The organism is Streptomyces sp. NBC_00104 (genome assembly GCF_045160825.1).
In the GTDB taxonomy this organism is placed as follows: domain Bacteria; phylum Actinomycetota; class Actinomycetes; order Streptomycetales; family Streptomycetaceae; genus Streptomyces.
Window position 1 is genome coordinate 3,018,913 of record NZ_CP108215.1, and the last position, 22,038, is coordinate 3,040,950.

Below are 22,038 nucleotides of genomic sequence, written 5' to 3' on the forward strand. Positions count from 1 at the left end.
CCCCGGAGCTCTCCCGCGGGATTCGGGGCGGAGCCCCGTCCAGGAGCCCCGCCCACCGCGCGGAGCGCTACGCGTGCAGGCTCATCGGCCCGTAGATCTCCGTCGTGTCCTCGAAGAGGCGGACCTGGTCGGCGCCGCCCTCCAGGAGCGCCTTCCACTGTTCCCCGATCCACGACTCGGCATCCCCCTGGGTCGTGAACTCCTCGGGCTGGACCGCGGGCTGGACCTCCGCCCCGTCGGCCTTCTCGAACCGCCACGTCCATGCCGCCATGTGAGCCTCCGTAAGTACCGGCCCGGCACCGCACACGCAGCACCGAGCAAGATCCGGTTCCCCCCTGAGCCTAGTCGGACGCACAAGATCTGCGGGTGTTCATCCGGACGCGGGAAAATCGGGGGTGTGGAACTGACATTGCTCGGCACAGGTGCCCCCGCGGGACTCCCCCGCCCCGACTGCCCGTGCGCGGCGTGCGCGACCGCGCTCGGTGATGCCGCGCGCGGGGCGACCGCGCTGCTCGTGGACGGCGCGCTGCTGCTCGACCTCACTCCGGGCGCCGCCCTCGCGGCCGCGCGCGCCGGACACACGCTGACCGGCGTACGGCAGGTGCTGCTGTCGCACCCGCACAACGGGCCCGCCGTGGAGGTGCCGGCGGGGATGCCGCAGCCGGGACGGGTGCCGGACGGCCGGGAACTGGCGCTGCTGACCGGGCACCGGGTGCGGGCGCAGGCCATGGACGCGCCCGGGACGGGGTACGCGGTGACCGGGCCGGGCGGGCAGCGGCTGCTGTATCTGCCGCCGGGGGGCGCGCCCGCCGGGGTGGAGGAGCAGTCGGCGCAGCCGTACGACATGGTGCTCGTCGACGCGCTGGGGCGCCCGGACGCGCTGGCGCGGCTGCGGGCGGCGGGGGCCGTCGGGCCGACGACCGATGTCATCGCCGTGCACATCGACCACGACGTGCCGCCGGACGGCGAGTTGCCGCGCCGGCTCGCGGCGGCGGGCGCGCGCGCCGTGCCGGACGGGACCACGCTGGCGGTGGGCGCCTACGAGGACGTGCCCGACGTGCCGCGCCGCACGCTGGTGCTGGGCGGGGCGCGGTCCGGGAAGTCGGTGGAGGCCGAGCGGCGCCTGGAGGCGTTCCCGGACGTGCTGTACGTGGCGACCGGCGGGACGCGGGGCGGCGACGGGGAGTGGGCCGCGCGGGTCGCCGCCCACCGTGAACGGCGGCCCGGTTCCTGGCGGACGGTCGAGACCTGCGACCTCGTCCCGCTGCTGAAGGACGACGACGGGGCGCCGCTGCTCGTCGACTGTCTCTCGCTGTGGCTGACCGACGTGATGGACTCGGTGGGGGCGTGGGACGACGCGGAGTGGGCCGGGGGCGGGGAGCGCGCGCTCCGGGCGCGGGTCGCCGAGCTGACCGACGCCGTACGGCACACGCGCCGCACGGTGGTCGCCGTCTCCAACGAGGTCGGCTCCGGCATCGTCCCCGCCACCGCCTCCGGGCGCCGCTACCGCGACGAACTCGGACGGCTCAACGCGGCGTTCGCGAGTGAATGCGAGCACGTGCTGCTGGTGGTGGCGGGGCAGGCGCTGTCCCTTCGGGGTTAGGGGGCTTCTGACGGATCGGACGAGGGCTCCGGCGGGGCGGCCGGGGCTGAAGGGTCGGCCGGGGCTGAAGGGTCGGCCGTCGTGACCCGGGGTCCTGCGGGGGCGGCCGGTCGTGTCGTGCGGCGCGCGAGGATGCGGTGCGCGCGGGGCGGGAGAGGGGTGCACGGGCGGGTGGTGAGGATCTCGTAGCCCAGGGACCGCAGTTCGGTGAGCAGGTTGCGCAGGGGCATGAGGTGGAGGGGGCGCGGGCGGTCCTGCGGCTTCCAGAAGCGGCGGTTTCCGGTGGGCAGCGTGCCGAACGGGCGGACCGGGTCCGGGACTTCGAGGAGGAGGTGCCCGCCGGGGCGCAGGACCGTGCGGGCGGCGCGGAGTTCCTCACGGGGGTCGGCGGTGTGTTCGAGGTGGTGGAACATGCTGACCACGTCGTAGCGGGCGCGCAGCCGCGCGGTGATCTCCGGGTCGGTGAGCAGGCCCTGGTACGCCTCCTCCACGCGCCCGGCCTCCCACGCCCGTTCGACGCGCGGGGTCGGGTCGAGCCCGTCGAAGGAGGTGTACGGGTGGATCCCGCGCGCGGCCTCCGGGAAGTCGCCGTGGCCGGTGCCGACGTCGAGCCAGCTCTCCGGTTCGGGGTACGGCAGCAGTGCGCGGGCGGCCCCCCGGTGGTGCCGACGGCGTCGTCGGCACGCGCGGTTCGAGGGGATGTGGTCCTCGACGGGGTGCTGGTGGTGCCACAGCAGCAGCCCGTCCGTCGTGGGCCGGGGGTTCTGGAAGGCGTGCGAGCAGTCCCGGCACTCGTCCACCACGAACGTGCCCGGCGTGCGCCGCCTCCCCTCCGGCGCACGCACCCGCGTACGCAACTGCCGCGAACCGCACCACGGGCAGTCGTCCCGGCGCGGTTCGTGGAAGGGGTCGGCTCCGGGTTCGTGGAAGGGGTCGGCTCCGGGGGCGAGTGGGCCCGGCTCCGGCCGCGGGGTGGGGGGCATGGCGGCTCCTGGGAACGACGGGATCGAGCACGACAGGGACGTTGATCCACGGACATACGCCACAAAAAGGTACGTACGCGAGCGTGATCCCGGGTGCAATGACGTGCCGGTGGCGCGGTGCGACGTTCGTGCGGATCGGGGTCACGGTGTGGCGCGGTCGTGTTCGATCGCTGCCGGTACTGTTCGGCGAATGAGCTCGCTTAATCTCGACGACTTCACCGATCTGATCGAGCGCCCCGACGGCGGGGTGCGCCGCGACGCCGAGGCGCGGCGGGAGAGGCAGATCGTGCCCCCCGGGGCGCTGGGCCGCCTCGATGAACTGGGTGAGTGGCTGGCGGCGGCGCAGTCGGCCGTGCCGGTGCGGCCGATCGGCCAGGCTCGCGTGCTGCTGTTCGCGGGCGACCACGGGATCGCCGAACTCGGTGTCTCCGCGCGGGCCGCGGGCACCGCGGACCAACTGGTGCGGGGCGTCCTCGACGGCAGCGGCCCGGTGGCGGTGCTGGCGCGGCAGCTCGACGTCCCCGTACGCGTGGTGGATCTGGCGCTCGACTGCGACCCGGAGACGCTGCCCGCGGAGGTCGTACGGCACCGGGTGCGGCGCGGGTCGGGTCGGATCGACATCGAGGACGCGCTGACGGCGGAGGAGGCGGAGGCCGCGTTCCGGGTGGGCGTCGCCCTCGCGGACGAGGAGGCGGACTCCGGAACCGACCTCGTCGTCCTCGGCGATCTGAGCGTCGGCGGGACCACGGCGGCGGCCGTCCTCGTCGCCGGGCTGTGCGGGACCGACGCCTCCGTCGTGACCGGGCGTGGTGGCCGGGCGATCGACGATCTGGCGTGGATGCGCAAGTGCGCCGCCGTACGGGACGCCCTGCGGCGGGCCCGGCCGGTGCTCGGGGACCAGTTGCAGTTGCTCGCGACCGTGGGCGGGGCAGATCTCGCGGCCATGACCGGGTTCCTGCTGCAGAGCGCGGTGCGGAAGATGCCGGTGATTCTCGACGGGGTCGTGTCCGCGGCCTGTGCGCTGGTCGCCCAGCGGGTGGCCTTCCGGGCGCCGGACTGGTGGCTGGCGGGGCAGAGCAGTGGGGAGCCGGCGCAGGCCAAGGCGCTGGACCGGATGGCCATCGAGCCGCTGCTCGACCATGGGGTGAAGGTCGGCGAAGGGGCGGGGGCGCTGCTGGCCCTGCCGCTGGTGCGGGCCGCGGCGGCCCTGGCCGCCGAGTTGCCGGAGCGGGAGCCGGCGGAGCCGGAGAAGGCCGACACCGAGGAGAAGACGCTCGCCGAGGAGTACGACGCGACCTAGCTAGGAGGCGTGTGGGTGCGCCACGTACGGTCGGTTCGGCACCGCCGGGCCGTGCCGTCCCGGTGGCGCGCCCGTCGCGGCTGTCGCGGTTGCCCGCCGTCCCGGTTGCGCGCCGTCCCGGTTGCGCGCCGTCCCGGTTGCGCGCCGTCCCGGTTGCCCGCCGCCCCCGTCGCGCGCCCTCCCCGTCGCGCGCCGTCGCGGTGGACAGGGATCGAGCGGCGGATCACCCAACGGACCGGGGACCGGGGACCAGAAGAAAGCGCGCGAGTCCACCGAGCGCGGGTGCAGCAGGGGCCTCGGGCGAGGCTGAGGGTGCTGCTGTCCCTCGCTCCCCGGCCGCGCGGGCTCTCGCCCGGCCTCGTGCGGCGGGACGGTGACGCCGACGACGGGCCGATGGAGTTCCTGGTGATCGAACTCCTCCCACGGTCCGGAGAGATCGGGATCACGCAGGTCTCGCTCAACTTCGCGGTGTTCCGGTCGGTCTTCAGTACCGGCCCGCGCGGAGGGGTTCCCGAAGACGCCGGGGACCGCCGAAGCGGCCGCATCGCGGGCACCTGGAACCGCGCGGGCAGGGATCGTACGGATGAGGGCATACGCATGAGGGCATACGGATGAACAAGGCCGTCCGCCGGGCCCGCGCCGAATGGGGACCGCTGTACGAGACCGTGCGTCCGGCCCTCGCGCGGCGGCGTCTGCGGGCGATCCCCCTGACGATCACCGCCGTCTGTCTCGCGACTGTCGTCCACCTCGTGCACCACCAGTCCTGGGGCTACCGGTTCGTCGAGAACACCGGTGCCGTGCGGGCCGAGGACCCGCTCTGGACGGCGTTGCTGCGGACGCCGCTCTCCCTCTTCGTACCGGCCCTGGATCTGCCCGTGTGGGGCGCGCTGGCGCAGATCCTGATCGTGTTCGGGCTCGCGGAGATCTGTCTGGGCCGGTGGCGCACGCTGGCGATCGCGTACGTCGCCACCGTGGCCGGCACGCTGTACGCGCGCCTGGGCATCGCGCTCGGTCCGGACGTCTTCTTCCTGGGGCTGCCCGCGTCGGACGCGGCGGTCGTGGACACCGGGCCGTCGGCGGCCGTGGTCGGGCTCGCCGTGTACGTGGGGTGGCGCCACCGGGCGTACGGCACGGCGGGCGCGGTCGTCGTGGCGATGGTGGTCGAGGTGCTGGTGAAGGAGAACCTCGCGGGCAAGGAGCATCTGGCGGCGATCGCTGCGGTGTTGGTGGTGTGCGGGGTGGTGGCCCTACGTCAGCGGCGCTCCGCCCGGTCGGACGGGCCGGCGGGGCCGGTGGAACCGGACGGGCCCGTGGAGTCACGCGGGCCGGTGGAGCCGCGCAGGTCGGTGGAGCCGGTCGGGTCGGTGGAGCTGCGCGGGTCGGTGGGGAGCGCGGGGCGGGTCGCCGGTTCCAGTTCCGGCGCCGCGTCCGGGGTGCCGCCGATCCAGTCCTGAAGGCGGCGGCTGGGGCCCGCCCAGCGGCGGTCGTGGTGGTAGGCACGCTTCCAGGACCGGGCGCGGGCGCGCGGGCGGCGGCGGTAGAAGCGGCGGGCCCAGGCGGAGGTGGGGCGGGCCAGGCGGACGGCGCCGACGACGGCGATGAACGGGATGACCACGCCGAAGATCGCCGTGCGGGCCTTGCCCTTGCTGAGGGCGATCAGGGAGATGAGGAAGTTCGTCCCCATGCTGACCATGACGGCGCCCCGGTTCTGGAGATCGTCCTCGTCGAGGTCGTTGACGCCGAAGGGCAGGAAGCCGACCAGCATCAGGCCCACCAGGGCGGCCGTCAGCACGACCACCTCGACGCTCTTGCGGCCCTCCTCGCTCCAGTAGACGTCGTCGAGGTGCAGGATCAGCGCGAACTCGTCCAGCACCAGGCCCACGCCCATGCCGAACAGCACGGCCGAGATCAGGGCGCCGAAGCCGTCCCCGTCGCCGGCCACCGAGCCGAAGCCGCCGGCGACGGTGAGGACGACACCGGGCACGACGTGGTGGATGTGTACGCCGCCACTGCCGCTGATGTTGCGGAACGGGCCCTTGCCCGCGCGGATGAGGCGGGTGATGACCCGGGTGATCAGGAACGTCAGTACGAACGCGGTGAGCGCGAGCAGCAGCGGAAGTTTGCCCGGCTCGATGATGTTCCGCTCCCACCAGTGACCCATATGCGAACTTTATCCACCACCGCCCCCGGCCGCCGCCGAGCCCGTCGGCCCCGCCGGGTAGCCTGCGCCGGTGTCCACGACCCCCGAGCCCGAGCCCCCGGCCGACGCACCCACGCCCACGGCGTCCGGGCCCACGCTCTCCGACGGCCTGCGTTTCGCCTTCGGCACCCTGACGGTGCTGCCGGTGACCGTGCACCGCTGGGACCGTGCGGCCGGGCGCGTCGGAATGCTGTGCGCGCCCGTCGCCGGGCTGGTCGTCGGCCTGGGCGCGGCCTCGCTCGGCGGTCTCCTGCTGCTCCTGGGCGCCGGCCCCCTGCTCGCCGCCGTGGCCTCCGTCGCCGTACCGGCCGTCCTCACCCGGGGCCTCCACCTGGACGGGCTCGCCGACACCGCCGACGGGCTCGGCAGCGGCAAGCCCGCCGAGGACGCCCTGCGGATCATGAAGCAGTCGGACATCGGGCCGTTCGGGGTCATCACCCTCGTCCTCGTCCTGCTGACCCAGGTCGCGGCGCTCACCGAGGCGTACGGCGAGTCCTGGGCGTTGGGCGCGCTCGCGGCGGCCGTCTCGGCGACCACCGCCAGGCTGGCCCTGACCCTGGCCGCGCGCGCCGGTGTGCCCGCCGCCCGGCCCGAGGGGCTGGGGGCGGCGGTGGCGGGGGTGGTACCGGTCCGGGGCGCGCTGCTCGTGGCCGGCCTGGTCGGGTGCGCCGCGGCGGGCGCGGGGGCACTCTTCGGGCCGTACGACATCGGCCGTACGGTGTTCGCGGTCGTCCTCACCTGTGGTGCCGCCGAAGTCCTTCTCCGCCATGCCGTACGGCGGTTCGGCGGCGTCACCGGCGATGTGTTCGGCGGCCTTGCGGAGACCGCGGCGACGGCGGCGCTGGTGGTGTTCGCCCTCGGGTGATCCGGGTGCCGATCTGCCGACGACTCAGCAGGCCTTCCGCCACACCCCCAGCTCCCACTTCTTCAGCAGCGAGCTGAGCTCCAGGCGGCGGGCCTCCGGGCAGAAGTCGCCCGTCCTCATCTCGTACTCGACGTGGAAGACCGCCTTGCCCGCCTCGATGAAGGGGGTGAGGTCGTCGCACTCCTCGTACTGGGCGCACTGTTCGTTGACCGCGAAGTCGAAGTCGTCCACGAGTTCCGGGATCTGGTCGAGGTCGTTCTTCAGGCCGACCGCGAGGCCTCGTTCGTGGGCGAGGCGGGCGATGAGGCGGTTGTAGCGGAGCTGGTCGGCGGCCTTCAGGGGGAAGCCGGTCGGGTTGCGGTAACCGTCCATGTTGTCGGGCTCGACGGCGTCGAAGCCCTTCTCCGCGCACATGTCGATCCGGGCGGCCATCAGGGGTTCGAGGACGTCGGTCTCGCGGATGTCGAGCCAGCGCTCGCCCTCCCAGCCGTTGCCCTTCCCCAGGACCGACTCGGGGAACTCGTCGGCGTCCGGGCGCCAGTCCTCCCAGGCGCCGGTGGACAGGTAGCAGATGACCTTGCGGCCGTCGTCGTGCAGGCCGGCGACCGTGTCCGCGGAGTGGTCGAAGCCGTCGATGTCGTACACGGGGACGTCGACGGAGGTGTCCAGGCGCCCGCTGAGCTGCCACTGCCACTGCGTGCCGGGCTCCGGCCGCCAGCGGGCGCCCCCGCCGCTCTCGCGTCCGGCGCCCGGCTCGTCGTCGGCGTCGGTCGTGCACCCCGCTGTCAGCAGGAGCAGGGACAACAGGGCGCTGCGGGCGAGGACTCGGCTCATCGGGTGGGCTCCAGGGAATGCGGCGACGTACCGTTCCTAAAGACTGAGCTGTGAGTCCTGTTGCCAGGTCTCGTGCTCGGCCGAACGCCCCGGACGGTGTTGGGCGTTCTGGTTGCCCGCGTTCGCTCCGCGTCCGGGCGGCACGGATCGTGTCCGTGGTCCGGGGATGCGGGGGCGGGGTTCCTCACGCCCAGGAACCTCCGGTCGGGCCTGGACGGTCCGATGCCCCACCGCATCACTCCGGTGCTGTGGGGGCGGTGTCGTCCGTCGCCGGATCGGGTGTCCCTGGGCGCGCCTTCCGATCGCCACGGCGGCAGCGTCGTGGCGGGTGGTGGTGCGGGGTTTCTGCCAGTGCTGGGCGCCCCAGCGGCTGGTGCAGGCCGGGTCGACGGCGATGACCGCGATACCCGTGGCATCGGCCATCGAGGCCAGCCGGGCGCGGAGCTTGCCGGTGGGCATGCCGGAGACCAGCCGGCGGAAGCGTGTGCGGCGGCCGTGCTTCTCGCGGGTCTTCTCTGCGGCGAAGTCCAGGTCCTCCACCGCGATCGCCTTCACCCCACAGGTACGGGCCCAGTGCAGAAGGCGGGTGAGCGCGTGGCGGACCTGGGCGTCACGGTGTCCGGCGGTGCCGGTCAGGTCGTAGAAGAAGCGGCGCGGGCTGCCCGTCGGGTTTCCGTGGGTGTCCAGGTGCCAGGCGGCGAGGTGATCGGCATTCATGTCGACGCCGATCACGCCGCGGGCGAGCGCGGCCTCGATCGGGAGGGCGGGGGTGAGCGGGACCTGCCAGGACGCGGTCACATACCAGCGGTCCCTGCAGGTATCGAGGTGGATGCGGTAGGCGATCGCCCGGTCGGCCGCGACGCGGTCCGCCCACTCGCCGCCCCGGTGCGCGAACGCGACCCGGCCCGCCAGGACGTACCGTCCGTGCGGGGCGTTGGCCAGATGCGTCAGCGGTGTGGGGAGCTTGAGGCTCACCTCACCGTCGGGGCTGATACGGATGGTCTCGTTGCCGTAGCGCTTGCCGGACTCACCGTCCGCCTGACAGAACCAGCGCTCCGCCTCCCACCGCCCACGCCACTGCGACTTGGTGAGCTGGGCCGTCTCCAGGTGATGCCGGGTACGGGCCAGACGTTTGCCGCCGCGCACCACGTGCACGACGCCCGCCTCACGGTCCGCCCGCGCGGCGGTCAGCCGGTCCTGCAGCACCCGCAGACGACGCGACTTCGCATGCCATTCCCGCGCGGACCGGTAACCCCCGGGCGCCTTCCCCGTGCCCTTCTGCCCGACCGGCCGGGACAGCCGGTCCTCGATGGTGCGAACGCCGGCTTCCAGGTTCTGAATGTGCGTCAACTGGCAGCGGCGGGCCAGCGCCCACTGCTCGTGCGAGGCCTTGGTGATACTGCCCGCCCACCGCGACGACGACAGCGCCGTCAGCTCCCGCTTACGCACCGCCCACGCCTGACCGGAATGCTCCAGGCCGACCCGGCAGCGCGCCTTGAGGTCCTTCGAGGCCAGCGACCCCAGATGTCCGCCGACCTGGCGCAACACCTTCTCATCGTCCGGCGTCAGCTGCTTGAGGCGGGTTCGGACGGCCACACCACTCGGACCGGACGCGACGAACGGCGCGGCGATGCTCCTCAGTCCACCCACTCTGTCACCCCCACCCGAAGAACCCTGTCGCCATGGAAAACGAGCGCCACCCAGGAAGGTCACGCATTCGATGAGAGAACGTCAGTTCCCCGCTGAAACCGACACCACCACCGGGGCGCGTGACACCACACAGACCAGCAGCACTCACCCCCGCTCACCAAAACGCTCCTGAACCCACTCCAGCGGCAGCAGCTCCACACCCCACGGATGATCCCCCACGCCGGGCACCGCGCAGTGCACGGAGGCACCCCGGGTCCGGGCGAGGCCGCCGACGTCGGTGTCCGGCGGCACCCCGTACACCAGATGGCACACCCGCGCCCCAGACGGCCGCCGCGAGCCGCCGGTAGTAGTCGAACTCGCCCAGTTCCGCGGCCGCTTGGTCGAGGAACATGCCGTGGGTGCCGTACCAGGCGTGGTACCGGGTCAGCTCCCGTACGACGTCCCTGACGGGTCTGCGCCCGTAGCCGGTGTCGGTGTAGCCAAGGAGTCGTACGCCTGCCGCCCGCAGCCGACCCGCGACCTGGATGAACGCCGGGTCGGGGGGCACCCGGGCCGTCGGCCGGGTTGAGGACGACACCGTAGAGGCGGGGCGCGGCCGCGACGAGCGCCTGCCATTCGGCGGGGCGGTCGGAGGGGGCTCGTAGTAGGGAACCAACAAGGAGGGGTGGGAGGTGGGGGCGGCGGTGTCGGCCGACCCGGGGCCCCCACCGCCAGGGGTCACGGGTTCGCGGCCGGTGCCGGTGAGCGACAGGAGGTGGTACTCGACGTGGGCATGCCCTGGACGAGCTGGTCTCACCAGGTGCTGACCCCGCCGTGGACATGCGGATAGGTGCCTTCGGTGAGCAGCACTCACCGGCGGGACGAGTGTGACCAAGGTCAGGGCACAGGTGGGTGCGGAAATGACCATGAAGTCACATAGGGGTGAATGCCCGCAGGAGTGATCGAGATCGGCCGCCGACGCCGGCGCGGAGCGCCTCGGCGCTACGCGCGAAGACGATGGGCCGTGCGACACCCGCCCGGCGATAAGGGATCCCCCTATGCCGAAGTCATGGGGATCTCCCTGCACGGCCGGAGGCGAAAGTCGGGGAGGCTGGTCGCAGCGGACGCCGTACGGACGGCGAGTGCGCAACCGGCCCACGCTCCAGGTCCGATGGGCCGAACAAGGGCCTAGGCTCGTTCTCGGCACGTCGACCCATCCGTTCGGCCACCGAAACTCAATCGGAAGCGAGATTTCACCACCGTGACTGCTCTCACTCTCAGCACCGCCGCCGCGTCGGGCCTCCGCGCCGACGCGATCGTGGTCGGTGTCGCGAAGGGCACTGCATCCCGGTCCGGGGACCTGGTCATCGCGCCGGGTGCCGAGGCCGTGGACACCGCGTACGACGGCAAGCTGGCCGGCCTCCTGGAGACCCTCGGCGCCTCGGGCGCGGAGGGCGAGGTGACGAAGCTGCCCGCGCCGTCCGGCTTCAAGGCGCCGCTCGTGGTGGCGGTGGGCCTGGGTGCGGTGCCCGAGAAGGACGGCTCGTTCGGCGCGGAGGCGCTGCGCCGCGCGGCCGGTGCCGCGGCCCGTGCCCTGACGGGTGCGAAGAAGGCCGCGTTCGCGCTGCCCGTCGCGGACGCCGACGCCGTGGCCGCCGTCGCCGAGGGCGCGCTGCTCGGCGCGTACTCCTTCGACGCCTACAAGGAGACCGCGCCTTCGAAGAACGCCACGAAGGCGAAGAACGCCAAGGCCCCGCTCGCCGAGGTCACCCTGCTCGGCGCGAAGCCCCGGGACAAGGCCCACAAGGCGGCCGCCGAGCGCGCGATCGCGGTGACCGAGGAGCTGAACCGCGCCCGCGACCTCATCAACACCCCGCCGAACGACCTCGACCCGGAGGCCTTCGCCGCCGTCGCGCAGACCGCGGCCAAGGAGCACGGCATCAAGGTGACCGTGCTCGACGAGAAGGCGCTCGCCAAGGGCGGCTACGGCGGCATCCTCGGCGTCGGCGCGGGCTCCGCGGCCACGCCCCGCCTGGTGCAGCTGACGTACACCAGCTCCAAGGCGACGAAGCACCTGGCGTTCGTCGGCAAGGGCATCACCTACGACTCGGGCGGCATCTCGCTCAAGCCCGCCGGGCACAACGAGACGATGAAGTGCGACATGAGCGGTGCGGCCGCCGTGTTCGCCGCGGTCGTCGCCGCCGCGCGCCTCGGTCTTGAGGTCAACATCACCGGCTGGCTCGCCCTCGCCGAGAACATGCCCTCCGGCTCCGCCACCCGCCCGGGTGACGTGCTGCGCATGTACAGCGGCAAGACGGTGGAGGTGCTGAACACCGACGCGGAGGGGCGGCTCGTCCTGGCCGACGCGCTCGCCAAGGCGTCCGAGGACAAGCCGGACGCGATCGTCGACGTGGCGACGCTGACCGGGGCGATGATGCTGGCGCTGGGCAACCGGACGTTCGGGATCATGGCGAACGACGACGCGTTCCGCTCCGCGGTGCACGAGGCCGCGGAGGAGTCGGGCGAGCCGGCGTGGCCCATGCCGCTGCCGGACCACCTGCGCAAGGGGATGGACTCCCCGACCGCCGACATCGCGAACATGGGGGAGCGGTACGGCGGCGGGCTCGTCGCCGGGCTGTTCCTGAAGGAGTTCGTGGGCGAGGGGATCACCTGGGCGCACCTGGACATCGCGGGGCCGGCGTTCAACGAGGGCGGGCCCTTCGGGTACACGCCGAAGGGGGGCACCGGGACCGCGGTGCGGACCCTGGTACGGCTCGCCGAGCGTGCGGCCTCGGGTGACCTGGGGTGATGTCCGCCTAGCAGCTCGGTCCGATCCTTTGTACGACGACTGCGGGGGTGTGGGGGCTGGTCGCGCAGTTCCCCGCGCCCCTTCAGGGCGCGCTGCCCGGCCGTCTCGTCACATCTGAGCGTGTGGTGTCTCACACCCCGGCCCGGCGTCTCGTTCCCTCCCGACAAGTGCGAAGATGGGGCTCGGCAGGACAGGGCCCCCACCACAGGGCCGAAGAAGAGCGGCCGGACACCAGCCGCCGCCCGGTCATGGACGACCGGCGTACGGCGCACATGCATGGAGGACGTGACGTGGCGAACGACGCCAGCACCGTTTTCGACCTAGTGATCCTCGGCGGTGGTAGCGGTGGTTACGCCGCGGCCCTGCGCGGGGCGCAGCTGGGCCTGGACGTCGCCCTGATCGAGAAGGACAAGGTCGGCGGTACCTGCCTGCACCGGGGATGCATTCCCACGAAGGCCCTGCTCCACGCGGGCGAGATCGCCGACCAGGCCCGCGAGAGCGAGCAGTTCGGTGTGAAGGCCACCTTCGAGGGCATCGACGTCCCCGCCGTGCACAAGTACAAGGACGGCGTGATCTCCGGCCTGTACAAGGGTCTGCAGGGGCTCATCGCCTCCCGCAAGGTCACCTACATCGAGGGTGAGGGCCGTCTGTCCTCCCCGACCTCCGTCGATGTGAACGGTCAGCGCATCCAGGGCCGTCACGTCCTGCTGGCGACCGGCTCCGTGCCGAAGTCGCTGCCGGGCCTGGAGATCGACGGCAACCGCATCATCTCCTCCGACCACGCCCTCGTCCTGGACCGTGTGCCGAAGTCGGCGATCGTCCTCGGCGGCGGTGTCATCGGCGTCGAGTTCGCCTCCGCCTGGAAGTCCTTCGGCACCGACATCACGATCATCGAGGGGCTGAAGCACCTCGCCCCGCTCGAGGACGAGAACTCCTCCAAGCTTCTTGAGCGCGCGTTCCGCAAGCGCGGCATCAAGTTCAACCTGGGCACCTTCTTCTCGAAGGCCGAGTACACCCAGGACGGTGTCAAGGTCACCCTCGCCGACGGCAAGGAGTTCGAGGCCGAGCTCCTGCTCGTCGCCGTCGGCCGCGGCCCCGTGTCCCAGGGTCTGGGTTACGAGGAGCAGGGCGTCGCCATGGACCGCGGCTACGTCCTCGTCGACGAGTACATGCGGACGAACGTCCCGACCATCTCCGCCGTCGGTGACCTGGTCCCGACGCTCCAGCTCGCGCACGTCGGCTTCGCCGAGGGCATCCTGGTGGCGGAGCGTCTGGCCGGCCTCAAGGCCGTGCCGATCGACTACGACGGCGTCCCCCGGGTGACGTACTGCCACCCCGAGGTCGCCTCCGTGGGTATCACCGAGGCCAAGGCCAAGGAGATCTACGGCGCGGACAAGGTCGTCGCTCTGAAGTACAACCTCGCGGGCAACGGCAAGAGCAAGATCCTGAACACCTCGGGCGAGATCAAGCTCGTCCAGGTCAAGGACGGTGCCGTGGTCGGCGTCCACATGGTCGGCGACCGCATGGGCGAGCAGGTGGGCGAGGCCCAGCTGATCTACAACTGGGAAGCCCTCCCCGCCGAGGTCGCCCAGCTCATCCACGCCCACCCGACGCAGAACGAGGCGCTCGGCGAGGCCCACCTGGCCCTCGCGGGCAAGCCGCTGCACTCGCACGACTGACCCCTCGGTCGACGAAGCGACGATCCAGACTTCCGCAATCGTTAAGGAGCAACAGAAACCATGGCGGTTTCCGTAACCCTTCCGGCGCTCGGCGAGAGCGTCACCGAGGGCACTGTCACCCGCTGGCTGAAGGCCGAGGGTGAGCGCGTAGAGGCCGACGAGCCGCTGCTCGAGGTCTCGACCGACAAGGTCGACACCGAGATCCCCTCCCCCGCCGCCGGCATCCTGGCGTCCATCAAGGTCGCCGAGGACGAGACCGTCGAGGTCGGCGCCGAGCTGGCGCTGATCGACGACGGCACGGGCGCGCCCGCCGCCGCCCCGGCCCCCGCCGCCGAGGAGGCTCCGGCTCCGGCCCCCGAGCCCGCCGCGGCCGCGCCCTCCACCGAGCAGGCCGCGCCCGCGCCGGCCCCGACCGCCGAGGCGGCCACCGGCGCCGGCTCCGCCGAGGGCACCGACGTGGTCCTCCCGGCGCTCGGCGAGTCCGTCACCGAGGGCACCGTCACCCGCTGGCTCAAGGAGGTCGGCGACTCCGTCGAGGCCGACGAGCCGCTGCTCGAGGTCTCCACGGACAAGGTCGACACCGAGATCCCGGCGCCCACCTCCGGTGTGCTCCTGGAGATCACGGTCGCCGAGGACGAGACCGCCGAGGTCGGCGCCAAGCTGGCCGTCATCGGCGCCCCGGGTGCCGCTCCGGCGGCTGCCCCGGCCCCTGCCGCCCCGGCTCCGGCGCCTGCCGCCGCTGCCCCGGCCGCCCCCGCGGCTCCGGCTCCGGCCCCCGCGCCGGCGGCCCCCGCCGCCCCGGCTCCGGCCCCCGCCGCCGCCGCTCCGGCCGCGCCGGCTCCCGCGCCCGCCCCGGTCACCCCGGCTCCGGCTCCCGCCGCTCCGGCGGCGTCCGCTGCCACCAAGGCGACCGACGAAGGCGCGTACGTCACCCCGCTGGTGCGCAAGCTCGCCGCCGAGAACGGTGTCGACCTGGGCGCCGTCAAGGGCACCGGCGTCGGCGGCCGTATCCGCAAGCAGGACGTCGTCGCCGCCGCCGAGGCCGCGAAGGCCGCCGCTGCCGCCCCGGCTCCGGCCGCGGCTGCTGTGACTGCCGGAGGCCATGCCGCCAAGAAGGCGCCGTCCCTGGAGGCCTCGCCCCTGCGTGGCCAGACCGTCAAGATGCCGCGCATCCGCAAGGTCATCGGCGACAACATGGTCAAGGCGCTGCACGAGCAGGCCCAGCTGTCGTCGGTCGTCGAGGTCGACGTCACCCGCCTGATGAAGCTGCGCGGCCGGGCCAAGGACTCGTTCGCGGCCCGCGAGGGCGTCAAGCTCTCCCCGATGCCGTTCTTCGTCAAGGCCGCGGCCCAGGCGCTGAAGGCGCACGCGCCCGTCAACGCCAGGATCAACGAGGCCGAGGGCACGATCACCTACTTCGACACCGAGAGCATCGGTATCGCGGTGGACTCCGAGAAGGGCCTGATGACCCCGGTCATCAAGCACGCCGGTGACCTCAACATCGCCGGTATCGCCAAGGCCACGGCGGAGCTCGCGGGCAAGGTCCGGGCCAACAAGATCACGCCCGACGAGCTGTCCGGCGCGACCTTCACGATCTCCAACACCGGTTCGCGCGGTGCGCTCTTCGACACGATCATCGTGCCGCCGGGCCAGGTCGCGATCCTCGGCATCGGTGCCACGGTCAAGCGCCCGGCGGTCATCGAGACCGAGGAGGGCACGGTCATCGGCATCCGCGACATGACCTACCTGACCCTCTCCTACGACCACCGTCTGGTCGACGGCGCCGACGCGGCCCGTTACCTGACGGCCGTCAAGGCGATCCTGGAGGCGGGCGAGTTCGAGGTCGAGCTCGGCCTGTGACGCCTCTGACCAGGGGCTTCTGAACAGAGGCCCCTGAGCGTGGTACGACGGTGCCCCGTCCGGAATCCTCCGGACGGGGCACCGGTGCGTTCCCGCGCCCCCGAGGAGTGCGCGGAATCTCCGCCGAGCCTGGCCGGTACGGGTCTTTACAAACCGGCCCTCCATGGGAACGTGTAAGTCTCGTCTCACCTGCGCGAAAGCGCCCCCGTGCGCCTCTCACCGCCGGGGTCGCGGCTTTATTGTCTAGAGGTCAACGCCCCTGGGGCTCTGTCCCCCGCCGAAGGAGCCCGCATGACCACCGCGCCCGTCGTCCACTCGCTGCGCGAACAGATCCGCGAGCACATCGTGGAGGGGATCGTGAGCGGGCGGTGGCAGCCGGGCGAGCGGATCGTGGAGCGGCGGATCGCGACGGAGCTGGAGGTCAGCCAGACGCCGGTGCGGGAGGCGCTGCGCGAGCTGGAGTCACTGCGGTTGATCGAATCCGCGCCGAACAAGGGCGTGCGGGTGCGGAATCTGACCGCCGCCGATCTGGAGGAGAGCTACCCGGTACGGGCGGGCCTGGAGGCGATCGCGGCGGAGCTGGCGGCGGAGCGGCTGGCCGAGGACTGCTCGGCACTGGAGCCGCATGTGGCCGCCCTGTACGAGGCGGACCGCAACGCCGACGGCACGTCCCAGGTGCGGCACACGGTGGCGTTCCACCGCGAGCTGGTGCGGGCGGCGGGCAACTCGGTGCTGCTGCACACCTGGGAGGGCCTGGGCATCGAGGTCTTCACCGCGCTGAGCATCCGCTGGCTGGGTACGGTCCAGCAGTCGTACGCCGAGGAGCACGAGGAGTTGGTGGCGGCGTTCCGTCGCCGCGACCCGCGGATCGCCGACCTGGTCAAGGCCCACGTCCTGGGCTGCGCCCCGCACACGGACGACGAGCCGGCGTAGCCGTCGGGCGTAGCCATCGGGGGTGCGTTTTTCGGCTGCCGGTGAGTGGGGGCTGGTCGCGCAGTTCCCCGCGCCCCTTGGCGGCATGGGTCGCGCCCGGGGCTTTCAAGGGGCGCGGGGAACTGCGCGAGCAACCCCCACAACCCGCACCCGCCAACGCGCCCGCACACCCGAGCTCTTGGGCGAACCCTCACTCAAACGCCGCCCCACCTGCACAAACCCCGGCCCGCACGGCACCCGGTGTCGTCGCCGAAGGCACCCCGTGCCGACTTTCTCGAGATCAAGAGATTTTGCCCGCGACCCTTTGATCGATCATCGATCAGCGGGTTACAGTCGCCGACGGGCCGCGCGACGGCGTCGCACATCGACACCGCACCGAAGCCCATCGCCCTGTCCTGCCAAAGACCAAGGGCAACCCCCGAACCCTTACCGATGAGGGAACCCCCTTCGACTGAGGAAGGCGGCGCAATGACCGACTCCCACGCCATCCAGCCGAGCGCGCTCGACCAGCTCCCCGACCGGGATCCGGAAGAGACCGCCGAATGGCAGGCCTCGCTGGACGCCGTCACCAAGGCGGCCGGGCCGCATCGCGCGGCGTACCTGATGCGCCGCACCCTGGAGCGCGCGGAGGGCAACGGCATCGCGCTGCCCAAGCTGCTCGAGACGGACTACGTCAACACCATCCCCACCGCCGCCGAGCCGGGCGTGCCCGGTGACGAGGCGCTGGAGCGCCGTATCACCGCGTGGAACCGCTGGAACGCGGCCGCGATGGTCACCCGTGGCTCCAAATACGGCGTCGGCGGCCACATCGCCACCTTCGCCTCCGCGGCCTGGCTCTACGAGACGGGCTTCAACCACTTCTTCAAGGGCAAGGAGGCCGACGGCTCGGGCGACCAGCTCTACATCCAGGGCCACGCCTCCCCCGGCATCTACGCCCGCGCCTTCCTCGACGGTCGGCTGAACGAGCAGCAGCTCGACAACTTCCGCCGGGAGTCCGGCGGCGACGGCCTCCCGTCGTACCCGCACCCCCGCCGCCTCCCCTGGCTGTGGGAGTTCCCGACGGTGTCGATGGGTCTCGGCCCGCTGTCGGCGATCTACCAGGCGCGCTTCAACCGCTATCTCACCAGCCGTGGCATCAAGGACGTCTCGAACTCCCACGTCTGGGCGTTCCTCGGCGACGGCGAGATGGACGAGCCGGAGTCGACGGCGGCACTCGCCCTGGCCTCCCGTGAGGGTCTGGACAACCTCACCTTCGTCATCAACTGCAACCTGCAGCGCCTCGACGGCCCGGTCCGCGCGAACTTCAAGATCGTGCAGGAACTGGAGGCCCAGTTCCGCGGCGCCGGCTGGAACGTCGTCAAGTCGCTGTGGGGTTCCGCCTGGGACGAGCTGTTCCAGCTCGACACCACGGGCGCGCTCGTCCGCCGCCTGCGCGAGGTACCCGATGCGCAGGTGCAGACGTACCAGACCCGCGACGCCGCCTACATCCGCCAGGACTTCTTCGGCGCCGACCCGGCGCTCGTCGAGATGGCGAAGCTGCTGAGCGACGACAAGATCCTGGAGTGCTTCCACCTCTCCCGCGGTGGTCACGAGGCGCGCAAGGTCTACGCCGCCTACAAGGCCGCCGTCGAGTTCAAGGGCGCCCCGACCGTCATCCTGGCCCAGACCGTCAAGGGCTTCACGCTCGGCGAGGGCTTCGCGTCGAAGAACGCCAACCACCAGATGAAGAAGCTGTCGGTGGACGAGTTCAAGCAGATGCGTGACCTGCTCGAACTCCCCATCAAGGACAGCGACTTCGTCGACGGGGTCGTGCCCTACGGCCACCCGGGCGCCGACTCCGCCGAGGTCCGCTACCTCCAGGAGCGCCGCGCCGCCCTCGGCGGTCCCGCCCCGGCCCGCCGTACGCACGCGCTGGCCCCGCTGCCGGCCGCCGCCGACAAGACCTTCGCCGCCTTCGACAAGGGTTCCGGTTCGCAGAACGTGGCGACGACCATGGCCTTCGTCCGGCTGGTCAAGGACCTGGTCCGCGACAAGCAGACGGGCCGGCGCTGGGTGCCGATCGTCCCCGACGAGGCGCGCACCTTCGGCATGGAGTCGCTCTTCCCGTCCCTCGGGATCTACTCCCCCAAGGGGCAGACGTACGAGCCGGTCGACCGTGACCAGCTGATGTACTACAAGGAGGCCAAGGACGGCCAGATCCTCAACGAGGGGATCACCGAGGCCGGTTCCATGGCGGACTTCATCGCCGCGTCCACCGCGTACTCCACGCACGGTGAGGCGATGATCCCGTTCTACATCTTCTACTCGATGTTCGGCTGGCAGCGCACGGCCGACCAGATGTGGCAGCTCGGCGACCAGCTCGGCCGCGGCTTCCTGGTCGGCGCGACGGCCGGCCGTACGACCCTGACGGGCGAGGGCCTCCAGCACGCCGACGGCCACTCCCCGGTCATCGCGGCGACGAACCCGGCGGCGATGACGTACGACCCGGCGTTCGCGTACGAGGTCGCGGCGATCGTCAAGGACGGTCTGCGCCGGATGTACGGCGAGGCGGCCCCGGGCGAGGACCCGAACGTCTTCTACTACCTGACCGTCTACAACGAGCCGCTGCCGCAGCCCGCGAAGCCGGCGGTCGCGGGGGTGGACGAGGGCATCGTCAAGGGTCTGTACCGCTTCAACACGGCCGAGTCGGCGGGGCTGTCCCCGGTGGCGAACGCCCCGCGCATCCAGCTGCTCGGCTCCGGCACGGCGATCCACTGGGCCCTTCAGGCGCAGAAACTGCTCGCCGAGGAGTGGGGGGTGGCGGCGGACGTCTGGTCCGCGACCTCCTGGAGCGAGCTGCGCCGGGACGCGCTGGAGTCCGACGCCGCGCTGCTGCGCGGCGAGGAGCGGGTGCCCTTCGTCCGTCAGGCGCTCCAGGGCGCCGAGGGCCCGGTCCTGGCGGTCTCCGACTACATGCGCCAGGTCCCCGACCAGATCGCCCAGTGGGTCGAGCAGGACTACTCCTCCCTCGGTGCGGACGGCTTCGGCCTCTCCGACACCCGCGAGGCCGCCCGCCGCCACTTCGGCGTGGACGCCCAGTCCCTCGTCGTGGCCGCCCTGGCCCAGCTCGCCCGGCGCGGCGAGGTCAAGGCGACGGCGGTGAAGGAGGCCCGGGAGCAGTACGGGCTGTGACACCGGTGGGGCGGTGGGGCGATGGGGACCTTTCCTCGCCCCGCCGCCCCTACCCGTTCCCCTCCCCAGGGGCTGTGCCCCTTCGCCCCCTCTGTGGGCAGGCCCCACCCACCCGCGGGCCAAATGCCACCGCACGGCCCGGCATCATGGCCGTATGCGTGCTGCTCGGCTGATCAAGATGGTCCTTCTCCTCCAGTCCCGGCCCTCCATGACCGCCGCCGAACTGGCCCGGGAGCTGGAGGTGTCGGAGCGGACGGTGACGCGGGACGCCCAGGCACTGTCGGAGGCGGGGGTGCCGGTGTACGCGGATCGGGGGCGGGCCGGGGGATATCGGCTGATCGGCGGGTACCGGACCCGGCTGACGGGGCTGGCCCGGAGCGAGGCCGAGGCGTTGTTCCTCAGCGGCGTGCCCGGGGCCCTGCGGGAGATGGGGTTGGAGGACGCGGCCTCCGCCGCCCGGCTGAAGGTCTCGGCCGCCCTGTTGCCCTCCTTGCGCGACGCCTCCCGTACGGCCTCGCAGCGGTTCCACCTCGACGCGCCGAGCTGGTTCGACGAGCCGAAGACTCCTGAGCTGCTGCCCGCCGTGGCGGACGCCGTGTGGGATGACCGCCGGATCGTCGCGCGCTACCGCAGGAGGGACACCGAGGTCGAGCGCGAGCTGGAGCCGTACGGTCTCGTCCTCAAGGCCGGCGTCTGGTACCTGTGCGCCCATGTCCCCTCCTCCTCCTCCGACGGCGGCGGCAGCAGCAGTGGCGGTGGCGGCGGCGGCTCCTTCCGGACCTACCGCATCGACCGTTTCCTCGCCGTCGACGCCGACGGCGACCGCTTCACCCGCGACGAGGAGTTCGACCTGCCGGCCTACTGGGACGAGCAGACAGAACGATTCGCCCGGTCGATCCTGCATGCCGAGGTCGTCGTACGGCTCTCGGCGGAGGGAGTGCGGAGACTGCCGCACGTCGTGGATCCCGTCTCCGCCCGGGACGCCCTGACGGCGGCGGTCGGCGCCCCCGACGGACACGGCCGGACCACCGTCACGCTCCGCGTCGAGTCGGAGGAGGTGGCGCACACCCAGCTCACGGCGCTGGGGGCGGAGGCCGAGGTGCTGGCCCCCGAAGGGCTGCGGGAGCGCTTCGCGGCCGACGCACGCCGGCTCGCCGGGCTGTACGAGACCCCGTGAGGCGCCGCGAAGTGCCGAACCCGACATAACAATCCACCGTTCTCCGCGTGCGTCCGGCCCGCCCAGGCCCGATGCTGGACCAGTGATGGACGAGACGGAGTTCTGGGAGTTGGTGGACACCGCCCGGGAGGACGCCGAGGGCGACCCCGAGGACCAGGCCGACCTGCTCGTGGAACGGCTCGGCCGGCTGGACCCGGAGGCCGTGCTGGACTTCGCCCGGCACTTCGAGTCCCGTTACAACCGCGCGTACACCTGGGACCTTTGGGGCGCCGCCTGGGTGCTGCTCGACGGTGCCAGCGACGACGCGTTCGACTACTTCCGGTGCTGGCTGATCGGCCAGGGCCGGGAGGTCTTCGAGGGCGCGGTGCACGAACCCGACTCGCTCGCCGAGCTGCTGGGCGACTTCGACGAGGAGATCGACGGGGACGGCGAGGAGCTGGGCTATGCCGCCGACGAGGCGTACGAACAGCTCACCGGTGTGGTCGCCCCGGACCTCGGCATCCCGCCCGCGCCCGGCGAACCCGAGGGCGCCCCGCTCGACTTCGAGAACGAGTCCGCGCTCGCCGAGCGCTGCCCGAAACTCTGGGAGCGTTTCAGGGCGTAGCGCTGTTCAGACGCCGTGGACGCCGCGGCTCGTCGTGCGCGGCAGGTAGGCGTACTGCTCGGCGGTGTACGGCTGGGCGTGGTGGCGGCCTTCCCCGCCCGGGGCCGGGTGCTCGGGGGCCGAGGCTCCGTGCAGGGGCGCGGAGTTGGCGCGCTCCAGGGCGGTCGCGGTGACGGCGGACGGGCCGAGCACGACGACGGCGGTCGCGCAGGCCACCGTCCAGGGGCTCCGCAGGGCCGAGGACCAGGACCTCTTCGGGTCGCGGGACGTGTTCTTCGTACGACTGCTGATCATTTTCCCCACCTCCGGTCGGCGTGACGACTACGAAGCTAGGGCGCGGATCTTGGAGAAGTCTGTGAGGCCGCGGCGCGCTGTCTGTGAACCTCATGAG

At 72.3% G+C, this 22,038-nt stretch carries 17 protein-coding genes and 3 pseudogenes; 12 read left to right on the top strand and 8 right to left on the bottom strand.

Annotation, left to right across the window (positions count from 1 at the left end):
- Positions 1 to 67: 67 nt before the first annotated feature.
- Entirely contained in the window at positions 68 to 271 is a 204-nt protein-coding gene (locus OG272_RS13070; RefSeq protein WP_326583365.1) for a hypothetical protein, read from the bottom strand.
- A gap of 126 nt (positions 272 to 397) precedes the next feature.
- Here OG272_RS13070 and OG272_RS13075 point away from each other — a divergent pair, with 126 nt between their 5' ends.
- Positions 398 to 1,603, top strand: a complete 1,206-nt coding sequence (locus OG272_RS13075) for a bifunctional adenosylcobinamide kinase/adenosylcobinamide-phosphate guanylyltransferase (RefSeq protein WP_328222819.1) — start codon at positions 398 to 400, stop codon at positions 1,601 to 1,603.
- Here the strand turns inward: OG272_RS13075 and OG272_RS13080 are convergent.
- Complete coding sequence (locus OG272_RS13080; protein ID WP_405893353.1) at positions 1,600 to 2,586, bottom strand: class I SAM-dependent methyltransferase; 987 nt, start codon at positions 2,584 to 2,586, stop codon at positions 1,600 to 1,602. The genes OG272_RS13075 and OG272_RS13080 overlap by 4 nt on opposite strands.
- A gap of 190 nt (positions 2,587 to 2,776) precedes the next feature.
- Between OG272_RS13080 and cobT the strand changes: the two genes are divergently transcribed.
- The 3 genes from cobT to OG272_RS13095 are packed head-to-tail and all read left to right on the top strand — an operon-like array spanning position 2,777 to position 5,340.
- Positions 2,777 to 3,886 (top strand): nicotinate-nucleotide--dimethylbenzimidazole phosphoribosyltransferase, encoded by a 1,110-nt coding sequence (cobT, locus tag OG272_RS13085; RefSeq protein ID WP_326583362.1) that lies wholly within the window; start codon positions 2,777 to 2,779, stop codon positions 3,884 to 3,886.
- 51 nt (positions 3,887 to 3,937) lie between these two features.
- Entirely contained in the window at positions 3,938 to 4,501 is a 564-nt protein-coding gene (locus OG272_RS13090; RefSeq protein WP_405896014.1) for a phosphatidylglycerol lysyltransferase domain-containing protein, read from the top strand.
- Entirely contained in the window at positions 4,498 to 5,340 is an 843-nt protein-coding gene (locus OG272_RS13095) for a hypothetical protein (protein ID WP_328222820.1), read from the top strand. Before OG272_RS13090 ends, OG272_RS13095 begins: the two co-directional genes overlap by 4 nt.
- On the opposite strand, the pseudogene OG272_RS13100 reads toward OG272_RS13095, so the two are convergent.
- A pseudogene (locus OG272_RS13100) lies at positions 5,295 to 6,047 on the bottom strand (hypothetical protein); the annotation flags it as partial. The gene OG272_RS13095 and the pseudogene OG272_RS13100 sit on opposite strands and share 46 nt — an antisense overlap.
- A gap of 70 nt (positions 6,048 to 6,117) precedes the next feature.
- Here OG272_RS13100 and OG272_RS13105 point away from each other — a divergent pair.
- Positions 6,118 to 6,951 carry an adenosylcobinamide-GDP ribazoletransferase gene (locus OG272_RS13105; protein WP_405893356.1) on the top strand — a complete coding sequence of 278 codons (834 nt, stop codon included), beginning with the start codon at positions 6,118 to 6,120 and terminating at the stop codon, positions 6,949 to 6,951.
- A 24-nt stretch (positions 6,952 to 6,975) separates the two neighbouring features.
- Here the strand turns inward: OG272_RS13105 and OG272_RS13110 are convergent, their stop codons facing one another.
- The 4 genes and pseudogenes from OG272_RS13110 to OG272_RS13125 all read right to left on the bottom strand — a co-directional run bounded on the left by OG272_RS13110 (position 6,976) and on the right by OG272_RS13125 (position 10,284).
- Positions 6,976 to 7,785, bottom strand: coding sequence for an endo alpha-1,4 polygalactosaminidase (locus tag OG272_RS13110; RefSeq protein WP_405893358.1), 810 nt, complete (start codon positions 7,783 to 7,785; stop codon positions 6,976 to 6,978).
- A 36-nt stretch (positions 7,786 to 7,821) separates the two neighbouring features.
- Positions 7,822 to 9,435 (bottom strand): annotated as a pseudogene (locus tag OG272_RS13115) (IS200/IS605 family accessory protein TnpB-related protein).
- 144 nt (positions 9,436 to 9,579) lie between these two features.
- A pseudogene (locus OG272_RS13120) lies at positions 9,580 to 10,093 on the bottom strand (spherulation-specific family 4 protein).
- A 134-nt stretch (positions 10,094 to 10,227) separates the two neighbouring features.
- The gene (locus tag OG272_RS13125) at positions 10,228 to 10,284 is read right to left on the bottom strand and encodes a DUF3492 domain-containing protein (protein WP_405896015.1); all 57 of its coding nucleotides are present in this window, start codon (positions 10,282 to 10,284) and stop codon (positions 10,228 to 10,230) included.
- 391 nt (positions 10,285 to 10,675) lie between these two features.
- Between OG272_RS13125 and OG272_RS13130 the strand changes: the two genes are divergently transcribed.
- From OG272_RS13130 to OG272_RS13160, 7 genes are all read left to right on the top strand, one after another.
- Positions 10,676 to 12,223 (top strand): leucyl aminopeptidase, encoded by a 1,548-nt coding sequence (locus OG272_RS13130; protein WP_327730119.1) that lies wholly within the window; start codon positions 10,676 to 10,678, stop codon positions 12,221 to 12,223.
- A 290-nt stretch (positions 12,224 to 12,513) separates the two neighbouring features.
- Positions 12,514 to 13,902 carry a dihydrolipoyl dehydrogenase gene (lpdA, locus tag OG272_RS13135; protein ID WP_327730118.1) on the top strand — a complete coding sequence of 463 codons (1,389 nt, stop codon included), beginning with the start codon at positions 12,514 to 12,516 and terminating at the stop codon, positions 13,900 to 13,902.
- 60 nt (positions 13,903 to 13,962) lie between these two features.
- The gene (gene sucB, locus OG272_RS13140) at positions 13,963 to 15,762 is read left to right on the top strand and encodes a 2-oxoglutarate dehydrogenase, E2 component, dihydrolipoamide succinyltransferase (protein ID WP_327730117.1); all 1,800 of its coding nucleotides are present in this window, start codon (positions 13,963 to 13,965) and stop codon (positions 15,760 to 15,762) included.
- Between the two features lie 291 nt (positions 15,763 to 16,053).
- Complete coding sequence (locus OG272_RS13145) at positions 16,054 to 16,695, top strand: GntR family transcriptional regulator (RefSeq protein ID WP_326583356.1); 642 nt, start codon at positions 16,054 to 16,056, stop codon at positions 16,693 to 16,695.
- A gap of 468 nt (positions 16,696 to 17,163) precedes the next feature.
- A complete protein-coding gene (gene aceE / locus OG272_RS13150) occupies positions 17,164 to 19,866 on the top strand; it encodes a pyruvate dehydrogenase (acetyl-transferring), homodimeric type (RefSeq protein ID WP_405893361.1) in 2,703 nt (900 codons plus the stop codon).
- Positions 19,867 to 20,020: 154 nt separating this feature from the next.
- Positions 20,021 to 21,043 carry a helix-turn-helix transcriptional regulator gene (locus OG272_RS13155; RefSeq protein WP_405893363.1) on the top strand — a complete coding sequence of 341 codons (1,023 nt, stop codon included), beginning with the start codon at positions 20,021 to 20,023 and terminating at the stop codon, positions 21,041 to 21,043.
- A gap of 82 nt (positions 21,044 to 21,125) precedes the next feature.
- Positions 21,126 to 21,647, top strand: coding sequence for a DUF4240 domain-containing protein (locus tag OG272_RS13160; protein ID WP_326583353.1), 522 nt, complete (start codon positions 21,126 to 21,128; stop codon positions 21,645 to 21,647).
- A 6-nt stretch (positions 21,648 to 21,653) separates the two neighbouring features.
- On the opposite strand, the gene OG272_RS13165 is transcribed toward OG272_RS13160, so the two are convergent.
- Positions 21,654 to 21,941, bottom strand: coding sequence for a hypothetical protein (locus tag OG272_RS13165; protein WP_326583352.1), 288 nt, complete (start codon positions 21,939 to 21,941; stop codon positions 21,654 to 21,656).
- Positions 21,942 to 22,038: the final 97 nt, after the last annotated feature.

Excerpts from the sequence above, each read along its gene's own strand:
- OG272_RS13070 (WP_326583365.1), bottom strand. The coding sequence starts at position 271 with ATGGCGGCATGGACGTGGCGGTTCGAGAAGGCCGACGGGGCGGAGGTC.
- OG272_RS13080 (WP_405893353.1), bottom strand. The coding sequence starts at position 2,586 with ATGCCCCCCACCCCGCGGCCGGAGCCGGGCCCACTCGCCCCCGGAGCC.
- cobT (WP_326583362.1), top strand. The coding sequence starts at position 2,777 with ATGAGCTCGCTTAATCTCGACGACTTCACCGATCTGATCGAGCGCCCC.
- OG272_RS13095 (WP_328222820.1), top strand. The coding sequence starts at position 4,498 with ATGAACAAGGCCGTCCGCCGGGCCCGCGCCGAATGGGGACCGCTGTAC.
- OG272_RS13110 (WP_405893358.1), bottom strand. The coding sequence starts at position 7,785 with ATGAGCCGAGTCCTCGCCCGCAGCGCCCTGTTGTCCCTGCTCCTGCTG.
- sucB (WP_327730117.1), top strand. The coding sequence starts at position 13,963 with ATGGCGGTTTCCGTAACCCTTCCGGCGCTCGGCGAGAGCGTCACCGAG.
- OG272_RS13145 (WP_326583356.1), top strand. The coding sequence starts at position 16,054 with ATGACCACCGCGCCCGTCGTCCACTCGCTGCGCGAACAGATCCGCGAG.
- aceE (WP_405893361.1), top strand. The coding sequence starts at position 17,164 with ATGACCGACTCCCACGCCATCCAGCCGAGCGCGCTCGACCAGCTCCCC.
- OG272_RS13155 (WP_405893363.1), top strand. The coding sequence starts at position 20,021 with ATGCGTGCTGCTCGGCTGATCAAGATGGTCCTTCTCCTCCAGTCCCGG.
- OG272_RS13165 (WP_326583352.1), bottom strand. The coding sequence starts at position 21,941 with ATGATCAGCAGTCGTACGAAGAACACGTCCCGCGACCCGAAGAGGTCC.